This is a genomic window from Pseudomonas sp. B14-6 (assembly GCF_013260315.1).
Classification (GTDB): domain Bacteria; phylum Pseudomonadota; class Gammaproteobacteria; order Pseudomonadales; family Pseudomonadaceae; genus Aquipseudomonas; species Aquipseudomonas mandelii.
Genome location: NZ_CP053929.1, coordinates 4,330,743 through 4,345,884, shown reverse-complemented (window position 1 = coordinate 4,345,884; position 15,142 = coordinate 4,330,743). Strand labels below are relative to the sequence as shown.

The window sequence follows — 15,142 nt, the reverse complement described above, 5'->3', positions numbered from 1 at the left end:
GCTGAAATAGTCTTCGCGGGCAAGCCTCGCTTCTACAGGGGCATGTGGCGTTCCACTCTTTTGTGAACGGCATATCACCTGTGGGAGCGAGGCTTGCCCGCGAAGGGCTCATCTCAATGTTCAGATCAGACGATCAATCACACTTGGCATTGCTCGACACTTCCTTGCTCGCCAGTTTCAACTGCTTGCCCAGCTCCGCCGCATTGGTGCTGCTGTAAACCCGGCCGCCGGTGTTTTCAGCGATGCAACGTGACGGGCCGCCGGCACCGATTTTCACTACGTTGACCCGCAGCCGCGGTTGATCCCTGGCGATTTGGCGGGACACGGCGCACACGTCTTTCTGGCAACCGTCCTCACCGTCGACGAACATCACGATCACGGCGTCGTTATTGCGCCCGTCGACGGTGCTTGCCGCGTGGGCCAGGCTGTCGGCCAGCGGTGTGCCGTCGTTGGGCACCAGGCCTCGAATCCCGTTGATCAGCCGCTGACGGTCGCCGAACTTGAACACGCCCTGGTCCGGCGTTCTTTCGCAGCCGGCGAAGGTGATCAGGCGCGTGTCGATCTTCGGGTCCAGCCCGTTGATCATGCCGGCCAGCGAGTCCTTGGCGACGTCCATGCGGCTCGGTTTGGCGAAGATCTGCGTGGTGCGGTTCACATCCAGGTACTTGTTGAGCTCGTTGCCGAAGAACCAGTCCTCGTCGGCTTTCACTGACTTGATGTTCAAATCCATCGAACCCGAAGTGTCGAGCACCACCACAAATTGCGGGATCTCTGCGTTGGGCGCTTTTTTGCGGCAAGCGAAGTTGTCCAGCGTCGGGGCCGGTGGCGGGGCGGCCACGACCGGTTTTGGTGGCGGGACGGGCTTGGGTTCCGGCACCGGCACCGGCACCGGTTCTGGCACGGGTTCCGGTTCTGGAACCGGCTCGGGTTCCACGACAGGCTCGGGAACAGGCTCAACCGGTTTCTCAACCGGTTTCTCGACCGGCGTCACCACTGGCGCTACAGGTGGAACCACGACAACGGGTTCACGGTGCAAGAACCACCAAAGCCACAGCGCCAGAAGCAGCAACAGCAGCGCCAGCAAGGCCGCCGCGATCCACCAGCCGCGACGCGACGGCGGCACTACCGGCACCACTGGAACAACCGGCGGCACGATCGGTTTGGGCGGGCGCTGGTTCCAGCGCACCACCAGCGGCTCGCCGTTGAGGCTGTAGAGTTTATCCAGCTCGGGCGTGCCGAGCAGGCTGCGCAGGTCATCCGCTACGGCGGGCTGACCGCGTTTTTGCAGTTCGTCCGCCAACTGTCCAAGGGACGTCTGACGCACTTCATAGGTTTCCAGCAAACGTCGTTGCGCGTCCTCGTTGAGGTCGGCATAGGGCGTGGGTTGGCCACCCAGTTCAGTCCACCATTCCAGCACGTCACCGCTGCCCATTCGCGGGATGGCGAAGAGGCTGGCGACGGTCGGCGGAAAGTGTTTCTGGATGAGGGCGACTTTGGCTTGCAGCGCACTCATCCCCTCTGGTGTGGCTTGCGCATCCCTGATGACCCGCTGCATGACGACGATTCCTGAAAAGGGTGCAGGCCGCCATCGGCAGGCCTGCGGGGTGAAAAGTTACTCTTCGTAACCGAGGCTGAATTGCAGCTGATTCACTTTCTTCTGCAAGGCCTTCAGTTGTTCCTGCTTGGCAGCCAGCGTCGCGGGTGAGGTCTTGGTCACGGGCGCTGCCTGGGAGGCCTTGAGCTGCTGCTCGAGCCCGGCAATCTGCTTCTGCACCTGGCTTTGGTTGCCATGCCGGGCCTTGAGCGAGGTCAGCAACTGGCCCAGCGACTGGTTCAGCGCCGCCTGGGACTTCTGCTGGCTGGCCAGATCGGTCTTGGTGCTGAGCTGCTGGGCCTGAATGTTCTCGTACACCTGGCGGAACATCGCGTTTTCCTGGCGGGACGCGGTCAGGGCCAGTTCCTTCTGTTTGACCTGGTCGCTATAACCACCAGAGTAGTCGCAGTTCATCTTGGTCAGCATGCTGCTGTCGCGATTGGTCGCATCGCATTCGCCCGGCTTCGTCGCGCAACCGCTCAGGGCCAGGACGGCGGTGAGGACCGCCAGCTGTCGTAGAGTCATGTGCTTAGCCCAGGGTGATCGCGGAACGCTGGTTGTACAGACCGTCGACTTCCTTTTGCAGGGCGGCGACTTTCTGGTTCATTTTCAAAATGTTCATGTCCACCTGCTTGATCTCGGCACCGGCGCCTTGTGCACGCTCGGCATCCGCCACTTTGGTGTACTCGGTGACCTTGGTGCGCATGTTGCCGAGGTCTTTACGCAGGCGCGCGATGTTCGAATCGATCTCGGCGATTTGCACTTGGGCCTTGGCCTTGTCGACTTTCTTGTTGGCGATGTCTTTTTTGATCTGGGCGATTTGCGCCTGGTCATCATTGATGACTTGCTGAGCGGTCGCGGTACGGGCGATCACGTTCTGGGTGTCTTGCTCGACGTCGCTGTTCATCTTCGCCAGGCGGGTGGTGGTGTCGGAGTATTCGCTGCGACGTTGATCCAGGTAATAGTTCGCGCCCATGGCCACGCCACACGCGGTAATACCGGCGGCGATGGCGCAGACCGCCTTGTTGCTGCTATTGGACAGTGCGCAACCGAGGATGCCGACACCGGCGCCGACCGCACAGGCCTGGTAACCGGATTTGCTGAAAAACTCTGCGTCATTGCCTTGGGTCAGACGCGGGTCGGCCCCCTCGCTGCCACCGAGCATCGAGCTGCCGGTGTTGGCACAACCTGTCAGCAACAGGCTGCCAGTGATGACAAAAGCGATCTGTAGCTTGAAGCGAGTCCAGAGGCTGCGCGACATGGTGAAACTCCTTGGTGACGGTGTTGGCTGTTGTTGTTGAGTAAGTTATTGAGTGACGGTTTTGCAACTGGTCAGCCAGGCATCGGTGTCGATCTTCTGCTTTTGCAGGAAGGTCTTCTGATTGGCCCAGTGGGTGCGCAAATAGGGTTTGAGTTCTTGCAGCTGCTTGTTGCGGGTGATGATTTCTTCCATCACCGGCACCTGCGCTTCCAGCAGCGGCTGGCCATACAAGGTTGCCGATTCCACCAGGCTGCTGGCGTAGTAACGGCTGAGTTTGTGCAGGCGATCCTTCTGCTCGTCGAGCTTGCCTTTGCGCATGTCGCAACTGGCGTCTTTATCGGCGGATTCGCAGTTCAGCTTGTAGTTCTTCTGCAAGAAGTCCACGTACTGGCCGTCGTCGAGCATTTTGGTGCACAGGAACGCACCGAGGTTGAGGCTGGCGCGGATCGCCTGGTCGCGGGTTTCTTCCTGCTGCTGGTTGCTGGCGCGCAATTGGTTTTCCAGCGCCTGAAGCTTTTCCTTGAGCGCCTTGTCTTCGATGCCCGAGGCCAGGGTGTTCAGTGACTGAACGGTGCCTTTATCAGCCGACTCGGTTTCCTTGCTGCCGGTGCCGAGTTTCTTCCAGCTGCTTTCAATGCTGGCGACACGCTCGCGGGACGTCAGGGTCGGCGAGACCAGCACCAGTCGCATACCGGTGGTTTTGTTTTTCACCTGGCCTTCGGCGTTGTAGTACGGCTCTTCCTTGCGCAAGCCGGTGCGCAGGTCGGCCTGGGCGGTCAGGTAGTTGCCGCCACGGACCACATAGCCACCGGCCTGGCCGTGCTGGCGGTCGAGTTTGTTCAGGCGGAACGGCTCGAACATCATCTCGTCGACGTTGCCGAGCATGTCGTGCAAGCCCAATGGATTAGGCTTTTGCAGGCCGGACAATTGCAGTTTGCCGTTGGACGATTGCGCCCCCGCGAACCACTCGTAGGCGTTGATACCGTCGGGCATCGGGTAGCGCGTATCGCGAAATTCCGCTGCGCCGACTTCCAGGCCACCGCGCGCCGCGAACTCCCACTCGACTTCCGTCGGCAGGCGCAGGAAGCCCAGTGCGCCGTCTTCTTTCGGCAATTTGCCGGCCGCGTTTTTGCGCAGCCACAGGTTGTATTTGTCGGCCGCTTCGACCGCCTGCACCCAGCTCACGGACACTTGCGGCAGGCGCATTTTGGTGGCGGCGGTGGGGCAGGTTTCTTCGGTCAGCGCGGCGTATTGGAGCTGACTCATCTCGTACTTGGCCATCAGGTAGTAGCGGGATTTGTCATTCTTGGCGCCGGTGAAACTGCCGGCGATGAAGGTCGGCCGGGTTTGTTCGACGTAGCCGTATTCCGCGCCGTCCTGGCCGATGTTGATCGGGTAGTCGTCAAGCGGTCCGGCGACCGGAATGAACACCTTGCGAAACACCATCGAGCCTTCGCACGGCATCGGCAGCACGACGTCGCTGGCCTCGGGCATCGGGTTGTAATACTTCTCTTCCCAGCCCGCCGCCGAAGCGTCGAGCAAGTAGCCGAGGCTCAGGGGCAACAGCAAGCCAAAACGTTTATAGCTCACGCAGACTCTCCGCAGGTTGGATGTTGATCGCTCGCACGGCGCCGATCACGGCCACCAGTGCAGCGACCAGAAAGGTCAGGAGCAGGGCGGCGAGGCCGTGCCAGAGTGTGATGTGGCAAACAAAAGTGCCGGTGGCCTGGCTGCTGCCGAGCAGGTAGTCGAACAAATGGCTGCCGACAGCGTAAAAGCCCAATCCACCGAGGTAGCCGGCCAGGCTCAGCACCAGCGCTTGCAAGACCACGAAACCGGCGACCGCCGTGCGTTTGAAACCCAGCAGGCGCAGCACCGCGAGGCTTTTGCGCTTGCGGTCGATGTTGGCCAGGAACGCCCCGACCATCGACGCCACACAGCCGATCAGCGCGGCGAGGGCGATAACCCCGAAGATCAGCCCCAGCACATGGTTGATGGCTTTGACGTTGTCGATGTCGGCCAGTCGGCTTGAAGTTTCGATGTGTTGTTCGTTGAGCCAGCGTTCCAGCGGCGCCACTTGATCGATGTCGCGGGCATAAAGGCGGGCGCGGGCATACAGCGGTTGCAGATCGCCCAACGGCTTGCCGGTTTCGATGCCGAATGCGCTGACCTGATAACCGTCGCGAAAGCGCTCCAGGTCCAGCAACAACGGAGGGGCAACAAACCCGGCTGCGCGGCCGAAACGAGCGCCGTCGAGCACTGCCAGCACAGTCAGCGTCATCTCGCCGCGCTCGTTGATGCCTTCCAGTCGGCGCAACACGCGCAGTTGCACGCGGTCGCCGACCTTGGCCTGCAAGCGTTGCGCGGCGCGGGCGCTGAGGATCACTTGGTCGCCGGTCGGGTTGAGTTGTGGCAGGTTCAACTGCGGGTCGCCGGGTTCGGTGGCGATGATTTCCGCGCCTTCGACAAACCGTTGCATGCCCATCAGCAAGTCTGCCTGGGTGTTGAGCGAGCGGGTCTGGCCGAGGGCAAATCCGGTCTCGGGACGCTGGCGCACCCGTTCGATCCAGGCGCTGTCGTAGTTGCCGTTGCTGAGCATCTTTACTTCAAGGTTGCGCGGGTCGCGCAGCAGTTCGTCCTGCAACTGGCTGACCACGCCGTGCTTGAGGCCGAACAGCAGCAACAGCGGCGCGATCACCGCCACCAGCGAGGCGGCGATGCACAACGACACCTTGCGGTCGTGCCAGAGGTCTTGCAGGGCCAGCGTTGCGAGCAGGCGCAAGCGGTCAGTCCATCGGTTCAAACAGAGTCTCTCCCTGATGGCTGATAGCGCCGAGTCGCGGCAAGCCGAAATCCTTCAGCAAGGCCCAGTCATGGGACACAACGAGCGCACTCAGGCCCATGCTCGACACCAGGCTCATCAACAATTCGAACAAGCGCCGGGCGCTGTGCGGGTCGAGTGCCGCTGTCGGCTCGTCGGCCAACAGCAGCAGCGGCTCATGCGCAATCGCCCGCACGCAGGCCACGCGTTGGCGTTCACCGATCGACAACGCTTGAGGGTGTTTATCCAGCAAGCCTTGCAGGCGCAGCACCTCAACCGCGTGATCGATGTGCGCGCTCTTGACCGGCATGCCGAGCAAACGACGGGGCAGGCTGATGTTGTCGCGCACGCTCAAAAACGGCAGCAAACCGCCGCTCTGCAAAATGAATCCCAAGTGCCGCGAACGCACCGCCGCCAGGGCCGGCTGGTCATCGCTGGCCAGCAATTGTGCGATGTCTTGATCCTGCGTTGCGCCCAGCCGAAAACGCTCGAGCTCTATCGGCGCCAGCAACAGGCCGATGGCTTCGAGCAACGTGCTTTTGCCGCTGCCGCTCTCGCCGGTGATGGCGAGTATTTCCCCGGCACCGACGTGCAGGTGCGGCAGGCGCACATGATGAGCCAGCGCACCTTCTCCTCGGCGCACCAGCAGGTTCTTGATATCGAGCATCGGCGTCTCGTTAAGGCATCATTTCCAGTGGCACGGGGTACACGTTGTCCCGTGCATCGCTGTCCTTGGCTAAAGCCACCCAACGGTCGACGTCAGCGTTGTAACGCTGGTAGTGCCGCAGTTTGGTATTGAGCGTGCGGATGAATTTCTCCTGCGCCAGGCCATCCCAGCTCTTCCAGGTTTCTTCGTCCAGGTTCAGCACTTCGCTCTGATACGGCAGGTCTTCGAGGTACTCGCCGAGCACGCCCATGTCCGCCAGTTTGGTGTTGCCGTTCTGCTTGAGCTGATTGGGATCGGCGCCCATGGTGGCGGCCACCGAGCGCAGGCGCTCGAACATGTCCGTCGGCGAGATCAGGCCTTCGTTGGCCGCATCGAGGATCTGCTTCATCACGTCGCTCAAGTCGCTGAGCTGGGATTTGGTCAGCAGCACCCGCACGTCGGTGGTCGGGACGTTCTGCTTGATCAGGTCACGGTCAGTGATCCACGCCTTGAACACTGGCGGTGCCTTGCTGTTGGTCTTCTCGCCCAGATAGGCAAGTTGCATGGCGTGGCCGATCAGCGCCGCGTCTTCGAGCATTTTCTTCTCGGCCGGGTCCTGCTTGGCGTTCACCGCGCTGCCGATGGCGTCTTCGCCCATGTAGGCGGCTTTCACTTGCGAGGTGATCGCGGTGGCCAGCGAATCCACCTTGCGCCCGAACTCCTGAATGTCGCCCGCGTTCACCGGGTAATACAGCGAGGTGTTGGTGCCCGGGTAGGTCGACAGATTCTGATACTGCGCCTCGGCCTTGGCGTGGTCCTTGATTCCGGCCGGGGTTTTCAGGTGCAGGGTATAAATCGCCACGCCCGGGTTGGCAGCTTCGAGGCGAACCTGCGAGGCGCTCAAACCGGTTTTCGACAGTTTGTCGTCGCCTTCGATGGCGCCCGCGTCGGTGATCAACACCACGTAGCGCGCACCGAACTGGCTCCAGTCGACCTTGTCGATGCTCTCCATGACACCGGCAAAGGCGTCTTCGTCGAAACTGCTGCTCGATACTTTGGCTTGTTTGAGGTCGGCGACCTTGGCGAGGAAGTCGGAACTGTCCTTCACTTGAGTCGGGTCGGCATACATTTTGGTGGTGTATTCCAGGCCTGGCACCGCCTGGGTGTTGGAGCGGAACGCCACCAGGCCGAACTTGACCTGCTTGCCGAGGTTCTGCGATTCGATCTGCTGATAGACCTTGCGGATCGCCTCGCGGGTGCGGTCGATGTACGGGTCCATCGAGATCGTCGAGTCGATGACAAACACCACCGCTGCAGTGAATTCCTTCAGTTGGTTGGCCGCCTTGTCCTCGGCTTCCTTGCCACCGGCCGCGCTGTTGGCCGCACCACCCTTGGCGTTCTGGTCATCGGGCTTGCTGACCGATGCGACGTTCAGCAGCCGCGTGCGGAAACCGCCTTCGGTCATCACTTCTTCGCCGCTGAGGACCGGTAGCAGGTAGAACTGCTTTTGCAGATCGACGAAGTATTCAGGTTCTTCGGCGAGCACGCCCGGTGCTTGCTTGCCCTTTTTCAGCGTGGCCCGCAGCGGGGCGACTTTGCTCACCGGGTCCGGTGCATCAAGGATGCCCTCGACAGTGGCGCGATCCTTGAAGAACAGCAGCCGGTCGCGGTTGGCCGGGTTGGTGAACGCCAGTGTCAGCTGCATTTTCCAGTCGGTGGTGCAGCTGGCGGGCAACCAGCCAATGGTTTTGCCGTAACTGTCGGGGCCGACTTTGAGCCACTCGGCGTTGGCCGCTTGAGCACGCTCATAAACGTAGAAGCGGCTGAAGACTGGTTGCGCATCGCCTGCCGCGCCGCCTGCCGTCGGGCTGAGTTTGCAGCCCGGGGTGGTCAGTACGCGCTGGAACAAGGTCTTTTTACCGGCCTGGATCAGCGGTTTGTCTTCGGCCTGGGACAACGGGCTGATGCACAGTGCCAACAGCGCGGCGCCGCTCAGCAGGAAACGACTCAGGGGAGAACGCATCACTTCTGCAACTCCTCGAAACGCTGCTTGGCTTCGGCGTTGTTCGGGTCCTGGGTCAGGATCGTTTCATACCAGTAGGCGGCGGTGGCGTTGTCCGCGGCCGGGAAACACTCGCTGGCTTTCAGGTATTTAGGGTCGTACTCGCGGGCATAGGCATTTGCGATCAGCGCGTCACCGGCCTGGGCACGGTTGGCGTACAGACGCTGGGCAACACCGCAATGTTTGCCGGCCTTGGCTTCGTTGATGATCTCCAGCAACTTGGCACTGTCGGGCGCGGCCTTGATGCAGGTCTGGACGAAGGTCAGCTCGGGCAGGCTGTTCATGCTGTCGAGGGTGCAGGCTTGCGCATCGGCACCGGCCGGTACGGCGGCAGCGATGGCCGGGGCGGGGACCGGAGTACGTTTGTAGAACCAGAACCCGGCCGCTGCGGCCACCAGCAACAGCACGATGAGCGCGAGGCCGATGAGGCCTTTTTTGCTTTTCTTTACCGGGGGTGGAGGCGGTGTGTAAGCAGGTTCGTTTGGCACCGATTCCAGTTCGATTTCTGGCTCGGCGGTGTTCAGGACCAATTCCGGCAGCTCTGGAATTTCGGGTTCCGGTGCAGCAGGTGCGCTCAAGTCTGCACCACCGTAAGTCGAACGCGTCTGGCCACCGGCCGTGGACGGCAGCAACCCGACGCCTGGCCGGACCACGCCTTTGTCGGTGTGCCCTTGGCTCTGTTCGCGTAGCTCGATCATGAATTGCGAATTGGCGCCGCCTTCGAGCAACGGATCGACCACTTCCGGGCCGACCTGGGCTTCAAGGGCTTCACCACTGGCTGCAACGCTGAAGCGCGAGACCTTGAACCAGAACGGATTGCTGCTCCAGGCTTTCTGATCCTGGAGGTAGAACCCGTCCTGGTTACGCTGAATGGAGAACTCCAGCTGTTCTTCGCCACCCTGCCATTTCTTCACAGTGAGGCACGCCTGGCCAGGCACGTTGGGTTCTAAGGCGAGCAGGTCGACACGAATTGGCATTGCTTATCTCGCTGTGAAGGCTGTGAGCACTTGGCCCAGCCGTTCATTCTGTTCAGGGGTGATTTCGCGACCGGCACCATGGCCGGCGTTGTCCTGCGTGATGTAGGCCAGGCCCGAGAGCCAGTCGCCCAGATACCGCTGCGCCTGGTTCGCCGGTTGCGGCGGCAACACCGGCACTTGTCCCGGACCGATGTCGGTATAGAACGAGAACAAGGGCGCCTTGGCACCGGCACGGCTGTTCGGGCGCTCGTTGACCGGTTTTTGCAGGTAGCCGAACCAGGACACGAAGTCGCGCAGCACGCGTTGCACTTCCAGCACCTGGCGTTCGACCAGTTGATCGCGCCGTGCGCCGCTTTGTGCACGCTTGAGCACCGCACGGCTCAGTTGGCCGGGCAAGTCCTGGCGGTAACCGGCCGTGATCAATTCGTCGACCACCGCTTCGATCAACGCCTTTTCCAGTCCTAGCAGGGTGAGCAGGCTTTGCCGGGTGGTCAGTTCGCGCAGGTGTGCAATCCAGGCCTTGAACGCGGCTTTGGCGAAGCGGTGTTCGTTGCTTTGCAGTTCCGGCGTCGGGGTGTTGGATTTACTGGCGGCCGGTGTGTCGTGACTCAGGTCGTCGCCGAAATCAAAATCGAACCCGGCGTCGTTGCCGTACAGGCTCTGGCTCGGTGTCGGCGTGGCCGGCTCATCGCTGGCGGCGGGCGCGTCATCGGTTTCGTACACACCGCTGAGGTACAGGTCGCGCACCGACTCGCTGGGCATGTCGAGTTCATCGATGAACTCGCCGAGCACGGCCGGACGACGGCCCAGGCCCGTCAGTATCATCTGCGCCTGGGCTTTTTTGGCGGCTGCGGCGCCGTCACCGTCGGCGTGATACCAGGTGCTCAGGCCGTGAGTGGTCAGGCCTTCGAGGCATTCGCTGAGCTGCTCGCGGATGCGCTGCAGTTTGAATTCAATGTTGGCCACGCCCTTGAAACTGCCGCTGAAATGGCTGATGCCACCGTCATCGTTGCGCAGCATTTCTTTCCAGGCGTTGGCGGGATTGTTGATGTGTTTGCACACCAGTTCGTTGCCGGCAAAGCTTGTGCCCAGGGCGTCGACGCGCTCCAGGTAGCTGGGGTTGAGGCCGGTTTCGGCGCCGCTGGCGTCTTGCACGATGAATGCGGCATCCATGCGCGGTTTACGCACCAGGAAGGTGTTCTGGAAAGGCGTGCCGGCCCAGTCGTTCATCCAGCTTAGGCTGCCGAAGCGTTCGAGCATGGTCAGCTTGACCATGCCGTTCCAACTCTCGTCGTACTGATCAGGCGTCAGGCTCAGGGAGTTGGTGATGCGCAGGTCGAGCATGGTCAGCGCCCAGATCAGACCGGTGTCGCGTTTACTGCGGGCGGCCGCGTCGGCGCCTTGAGTCTTTTCGATCCAGCGCGTCAGCACCGGGCCGACGTCGTTGACGTCGCTCTGTTTGGTCGAGCCGGTGCAGACCACCAGCGCGTTCATTTCCTGGTTGTCGGTGTAGCGTTCGAACAGGTAAGCGACCTTGCCGCGCAGAATCAGCTGCGAGACGGAGTTGTCCTTGGTGGCGGATTCCGGGTCGTTGGAGTTGGCGATCTCGTGCAGCTTCTTGCGCCCGCGATAACCGGGGAAATCCAGCAAGTCGACCTGGTTGACGATGTCGTCCGCCGGGGCTTCGATCAACCCGAAAGTCATCTCGGCGGTCAGTGCCGCCAGTTGCGCGACCGGGATGCCCTGGCTGTTTTGCAGGCGTCCGTCGACCCGGGGCCGCACGTCGATCGGCAAGTCCCGCGGGCTGCCGAAGCGCTCGAGGATGTCGACGTTCATGATGCTGTCGCGCTGGCTGTAGGTGTCGTTTTCGAAACTTACCAAAGCCTTCAATGGCGCGAAGACGGTCTCGGGCAGGCCCAGCTTGTGCAGCGCGCCGGCCAATTGCTGGTAAACGCGCGTCAGCTCGCTTTGCTCACCCCAAAGGATGGAAAACAGCTCGGCACGCTCCTGGAAATTCAGGCGTGGCGCCAGTTGCAACGCCGTGGGCCAATACAGGTGCTCAAGCTTCTTCACCGAGTTGCGGAAGTTATCGCGCAGGTAATCCCACAGCGACACCAGATCGTCAGCGCTGACGCCCGGTTGCAGCGGCCCGGTCTCGCGCCCTTCGAATGGTTTCAACACGCGCTGGATGCGCGCTTCGTCGATCTCGTAGGAGATCCGCTCAAGGTCGAAGTCCTTGAACCACGAGTTGGCGAGAATCTTCGCCAGCTCGATTTCCTTGAACAGCGTCAGTTCGACCGGGAACTGCGGATCCTGGCTCGGCGTGGCGCGGCGGCTGAAGCGCGTCACCAGGCCGGTGGCTTCCTTGCCGCCACCCACCGGGTTGATGTGCTTGATGAAGTCCAGGCGCTGGCCACCGAAATCGGTTTCCAGTTTGCCATTCTGACCTGCCGCGAGGGCCGAAATCAGGTAGGACTTGCCGGCCTGGGACAAGCCGAAAAAGCCAATGGTCATCGGCGTGCAGGCCACGCGGCCGAGGCTGTGAGCCAGGTTGCGGGCACGGTGCAGGCGGATGTTCAGGTTATCGGCTTCGCTGTCCAGGCGCGGCGCGTTGCCGCGCGTCTGGGCAATCCAGTCCAGCGCCTGACCGGCACCTTCATAAACAGCGGCCCAACTGGCAGAGAGCTGAGTTTGATCGGGGGTCAGGTCATTCATTTGCGTTTCACACTTCCACTGTCGAGCCAGTACTTGGTCTCGCGCAGGCCGGCGTCGAGCATGGTGTTGAGTTCCAGCTCGAGGTCGCTGCGCGGGTTGAAGTTGACGTTGTTACTGTTGGATTCGATGTCGCGAACCGAAAGGCGGTCGCTGACCAGATCCTGCTTGCGCGTGTACTTGTCGGCCGCCTTGACCTCGAAGCGTACCTTGAGCAGCGGCGCGCTGCCGTTTTCTCCAATCGCCCGGGAGAACTTTTCCCGGCCGGCCTTGGTGAACCGCAGGATGTACAGCGGCGAAGCCGCCCAGCGATCAGCGGCCAACTGGCGGAAACCGAGACGCAGGTCGCCGCGCATTTCCAGCTGCGGCGTGTCGGCGTCATCGCCCGTGCCGATTTCCGGCAACTTGATTTTGTAGTCTTCGGACTGGATGTCGCGGTACAGCACGTCGGCATCCTTGATCACGTTGTTCAGGTCGATGACGCCGATGTGCTTGACCGTCGAATACGGTTTGAGCGCCGAAGAGCGGAAGTAGAAGTTCGGCACGCTGTGGTTGGCGCACAACAGGCACAACATCGCGCCCACCGAAGCGGTGCTTTTCGGGTCGTCAATGCGGCCGTTCTTGTGGAACGGGTACCAGCCGCCGGTGCGATAGTTTTGCAGCGCCAGAATGCGCCCCGGTGGCAGCGGCAGAACCTTGCGAATGAACGCCTGGATGCCCGGCAGACGCGAAGGGCGGCCAGTCAGCAGCAGAACATCGCACGGATAGTGCGCGACCACTTCACAGAGTGCGCCGAGGATCTTGGTGATGTTGATCTGATCGTTGAGAAACGCGGCGTGAAGCTTTTGCAGGTCGAAGCCGATCAGCGATTCGTACAGGTCGAAACCGCTCTGGCCCCCGACATCGCGGCGCACGGCGGCGTTGACGTAGTCAAGGACGGTCTGGCTGATCGCGTTGTCGCCCAGCAACTGGCGGTAGCTTTGCGGGCTGACTTCCTGCGGGACTTGCGGGTCGTAATGCTCGTAGGCCTTAAGTAACGCAAGGCCCAGCGGTGCGAACACCTGCAGGTTCAGTTGCTGGCGCAGAATCATGTCCTGGGCGCTGACCGATTCGTCGCCGCACAGCCGCGACATCAGCGAATCCGGGGCTTTTACACCGGCGTTCTGCAAGGCTTTCTCGAAGCTCGGCAGGATGAAGTCCTGAATCACGTCCAGCAGGATGTCGTCGCCGGCCACTTTGAAGCCATCGCGGAAACGCTGCTCGGGCACGATGTGCACGTTGCTGCCGCTGCCGGTGTTGCCGGCGCGGTCGAGGCGATAGTCGGTGATGACCAGGTCGGTGGTGCCACCGCCGATGTCGATGGTCGCCAGGGTGATGCGTTCGCGGTCGGTCTTGTCTGGCCGGGCGATGGTGTCGAAAAACTCTTCCGGGTGACCGGCGAAGTTCTCGTTGACCTCGGTGTACAGGTACACCAACTGGCCGCAGGAGGCTTCGTCCCATTCCACGCGGATGCTCGGGATCGGCGTGCGCGGGCTGACGGCCTGATCCTGATGCGGATCTTCCTCGCCGGCGTGCCAGCCGAGGCTTTTCCACACCAGGCCGATGGCCTGCTGCATGCGTTCGTTGAGAATGCTGCGCTCGGCCTGGGGCATGCCCGGCGGCACGGTCAGGGTGATGCTGTTGAGCTGGCGCGGTACGCGGGTGTGACCCTGGCGCGAGCGCTGGGCCGGGCTGTTGATTTGCGACAGCGCCTGGGCCAGCACCTCGGCGAGCATGAAGGTCATCAGCGAGCTGCGCGAGTAACGCGGCATGAACACCGGCAGACGATCGTCTTCTTCGAGGCTGTAAAGCGCCTCGCCGGTTTCGTTGATCAGGTGCGAGAACGGCGCGGCGGTGGCGTAGGGCTCGTTGTCGGTCTTGATGTACGAGCAGTTGAAACGCCAGCCGTGGCCGTAGGCGTTTTCATCCCACAGGTAACGTTTAGGGCTGGACAGGCCCGTCGAGCCTTCGGTGCCGCGACGGCGGCTGGCCAGACGGCTGGCCTCGTTGCCGACCCGGGCGATCGTCGCCCACTGGAACGCATCGTGACGGCCGCTCTTGACCGAGCAGTGGTCCTTGCCGAAATACGCCTGGGCAAACTCCACACGGCTTTCAAACGGCAGGTTGTAGGTGTGTTCGGGGGTGATCAGGTCGCGCAGTTCCAGCACGTAATTCTGCTTCAGCCCGGAGCCGGCCTGACCGTGGTTCTCGATCAGGATGCCGCAGGTGCGTGAGTTGCCGACGTCCAGCACCAGGTCCACCGGAATCGGTTTGACCAGGCCATTGCTGTCGTTGGCCACCACTTTCAGCTCAGGGATTTCCACCTTCGGCCTGGCGGTCGACTGCGCTGCCGCAGACGGCGTGCTCAACAGGCTCAGCAGGTTGAGGTAGTGCGCCAGGTGATGGTTGGCGCGGATGTCGATGTCCAGCTCTTCGCGGGAACGATGGGCATTGCCTTCGTTGAACACTTCGAGCAGCCATTCGTTGACCCATGGCTGGGCCAGGAACCAACGGGTTTCGCTGGCCTTGGTCGCCAGTTTGAAGGACACGCCGGAGCTGATGTCTTCTTCGTTCGGCGCCAGGTAGGCGGTGCCGTCACGCTTGGGCATGACGCGGCTGTCGAACGCCATCGTCAGGCGATGGGTGTTGCCGTCGATGTCTGGCGTGGCCAGTTTCACCAGGCGCATCCGCGACCAGTTGGTCGGGCCTTCGTCGAAGCGGTGCGGCGGCATGAAACGGAAAAACGGCGTCGGCAGCCAGACACCGTCCAGCAGCTCGAGGCTGCTTTTCATGTCGACGCTGAACGCCGGCTTGGCCTTCTCGACCTTTTCCGGTTCGGGCTCGTAGAAGTAGAAGTCTTTCTCTTCGTTGTACATCAGCCGGCAGATCAGCCCGCTGATCATCGGCGCGAACTCGCCCGCCGGTTCCTTGCGAGGATCCAGGCGCAGGGCGAAATCCATGAACTGGATACCGGTGTCACTGACGAGCGTGACGGTGTCTTCGAATTGGGTGACTTCAGGCAACATGTCG

10 protein-coding genes are annotated in these 15,142 nt (G+C 61.8%); all 10 read right to left on the bottom strand.

Annotated elements, in window-relative coordinates; genetic code table 11:
• Window positions 1-133: 133 nt before the first annotated feature.
• Genes HP062_RS19960 through HP062_RS19915 form a run of 10 tightly spaced genes read right to left on the bottom strand, consistent with a single transcriptional unit; the run spans window position 134 to window position 15,138 of the window.
• Window positions 134-1,555 (bottom strand): VWA domain-containing protein, encoded by a 1,422-nt coding sequence (locus HP062_RS19960; RefSeq protein WP_154502215.1) that lies wholly within the window; start codon window positions 1,553-1,555, stop codon window positions 134-136.
• A gap of 57 nt (window positions 1,556-1,612) precedes the next feature.
• Window positions 1,613-2,119, bottom strand: coding sequence for a hypothetical protein (locus HP062_RS19955; protein WP_010465145.1), 507 nt, complete (start codon window positions 2,117-2,119; stop codon window positions 1,613-1,615).
• A 4-nt stretch (window positions 2,120-2,123) separates the two neighbouring features.
• Window positions 2,124-2,855, bottom strand: a complete 732-nt coding sequence (locus tag HP062_RS19950) for a hypothetical protein (RefSeq protein ID WP_010465143.1) — start codon at window positions 2,853-2,855, stop codon at window positions 2,124-2,126.
• A 45-nt stretch (window positions 2,856-2,900) separates the two neighbouring features.
• The gene (locus HP062_RS19945; protein ID WP_172791925.1) at window positions 2,901-4,445 is read right to left on the bottom strand and encodes an SUMF1/EgtB/PvdO family nonheme iron enzyme; all 1,545 of its coding nucleotides are present in this window, start codon (window positions 4,443-4,445) and stop codon (window positions 2,901-2,903) included.
• Window positions 4,435-5,658: an ABC transporter permease gene (locus HP062_RS19940; RefSeq protein WP_172791924.1), complete on the bottom strand. Its 1,224-nt coding sequence runs from the start codon at window positions 5,656-5,658 to the stop codon at window positions 4,435-4,437. Before HP062_RS19940 ends, HP062_RS19945 begins: the two co-directional genes overlap by 11 nt.
• A complete protein-coding gene (locus HP062_RS19935) occupies window positions 5,642-6,343 on the bottom strand; it encodes an ABC transporter ATP-binding protein (RefSeq protein ID WP_172791923.1) in 702 nt (233 codons plus the stop codon). The genes HP062_RS19940 and HP062_RS19935 overlap by 17 nt, the downstream gene beginning before the upstream one ends.
• A 10-nt stretch (window positions 6,344-6,353) precedes the next feature.
• Window positions 6,354-8,345 carry a vWA domain-containing protein gene (locus HP062_RS19930; protein ID WP_172792598.1) on the bottom strand — a complete coding sequence of 664 codons (1,992 nt, stop codon included), beginning with the start codon at window positions 8,343-8,345 and terminating at the stop codon, window positions 6,354-6,356.
• Window positions 8,345-9,361, bottom strand: coding sequence for a hypothetical protein (locus tag HP062_RS19925; RefSeq protein ID WP_172791922.1), 1,017 nt, complete (start codon window positions 9,359-9,361; stop codon window positions 8,345-8,347). The genes HP062_RS19930 and HP062_RS19925 overlap by 1 nt, the downstream gene beginning before the upstream one ends.
• A 3-nt stretch (window positions 9,362-9,364) precedes the next feature.
• Window positions 9,365-12,076 (bottom strand): putative virulence factor, encoded by a 2,712-nt coding sequence (locus tag HP062_RS19920; protein ID WP_172791921.1) that lies wholly within the window; start codon window positions 12,074-12,076, stop codon window positions 9,365-9,367.
• Complete coding sequence (locus HP062_RS19915; RefSeq protein ID WP_172791920.1) at window positions 12,073-15,138, bottom strand: virulence factor SrfB; 3,066 nt, start codon at window positions 15,136-15,138, stop codon at window positions 12,073-12,075. Before HP062_RS19915 ends, HP062_RS19920 begins: the two co-directional genes overlap by 4 nt.
• Window positions 15,139-15,142 lie beyond the last annotated feature (4 nt).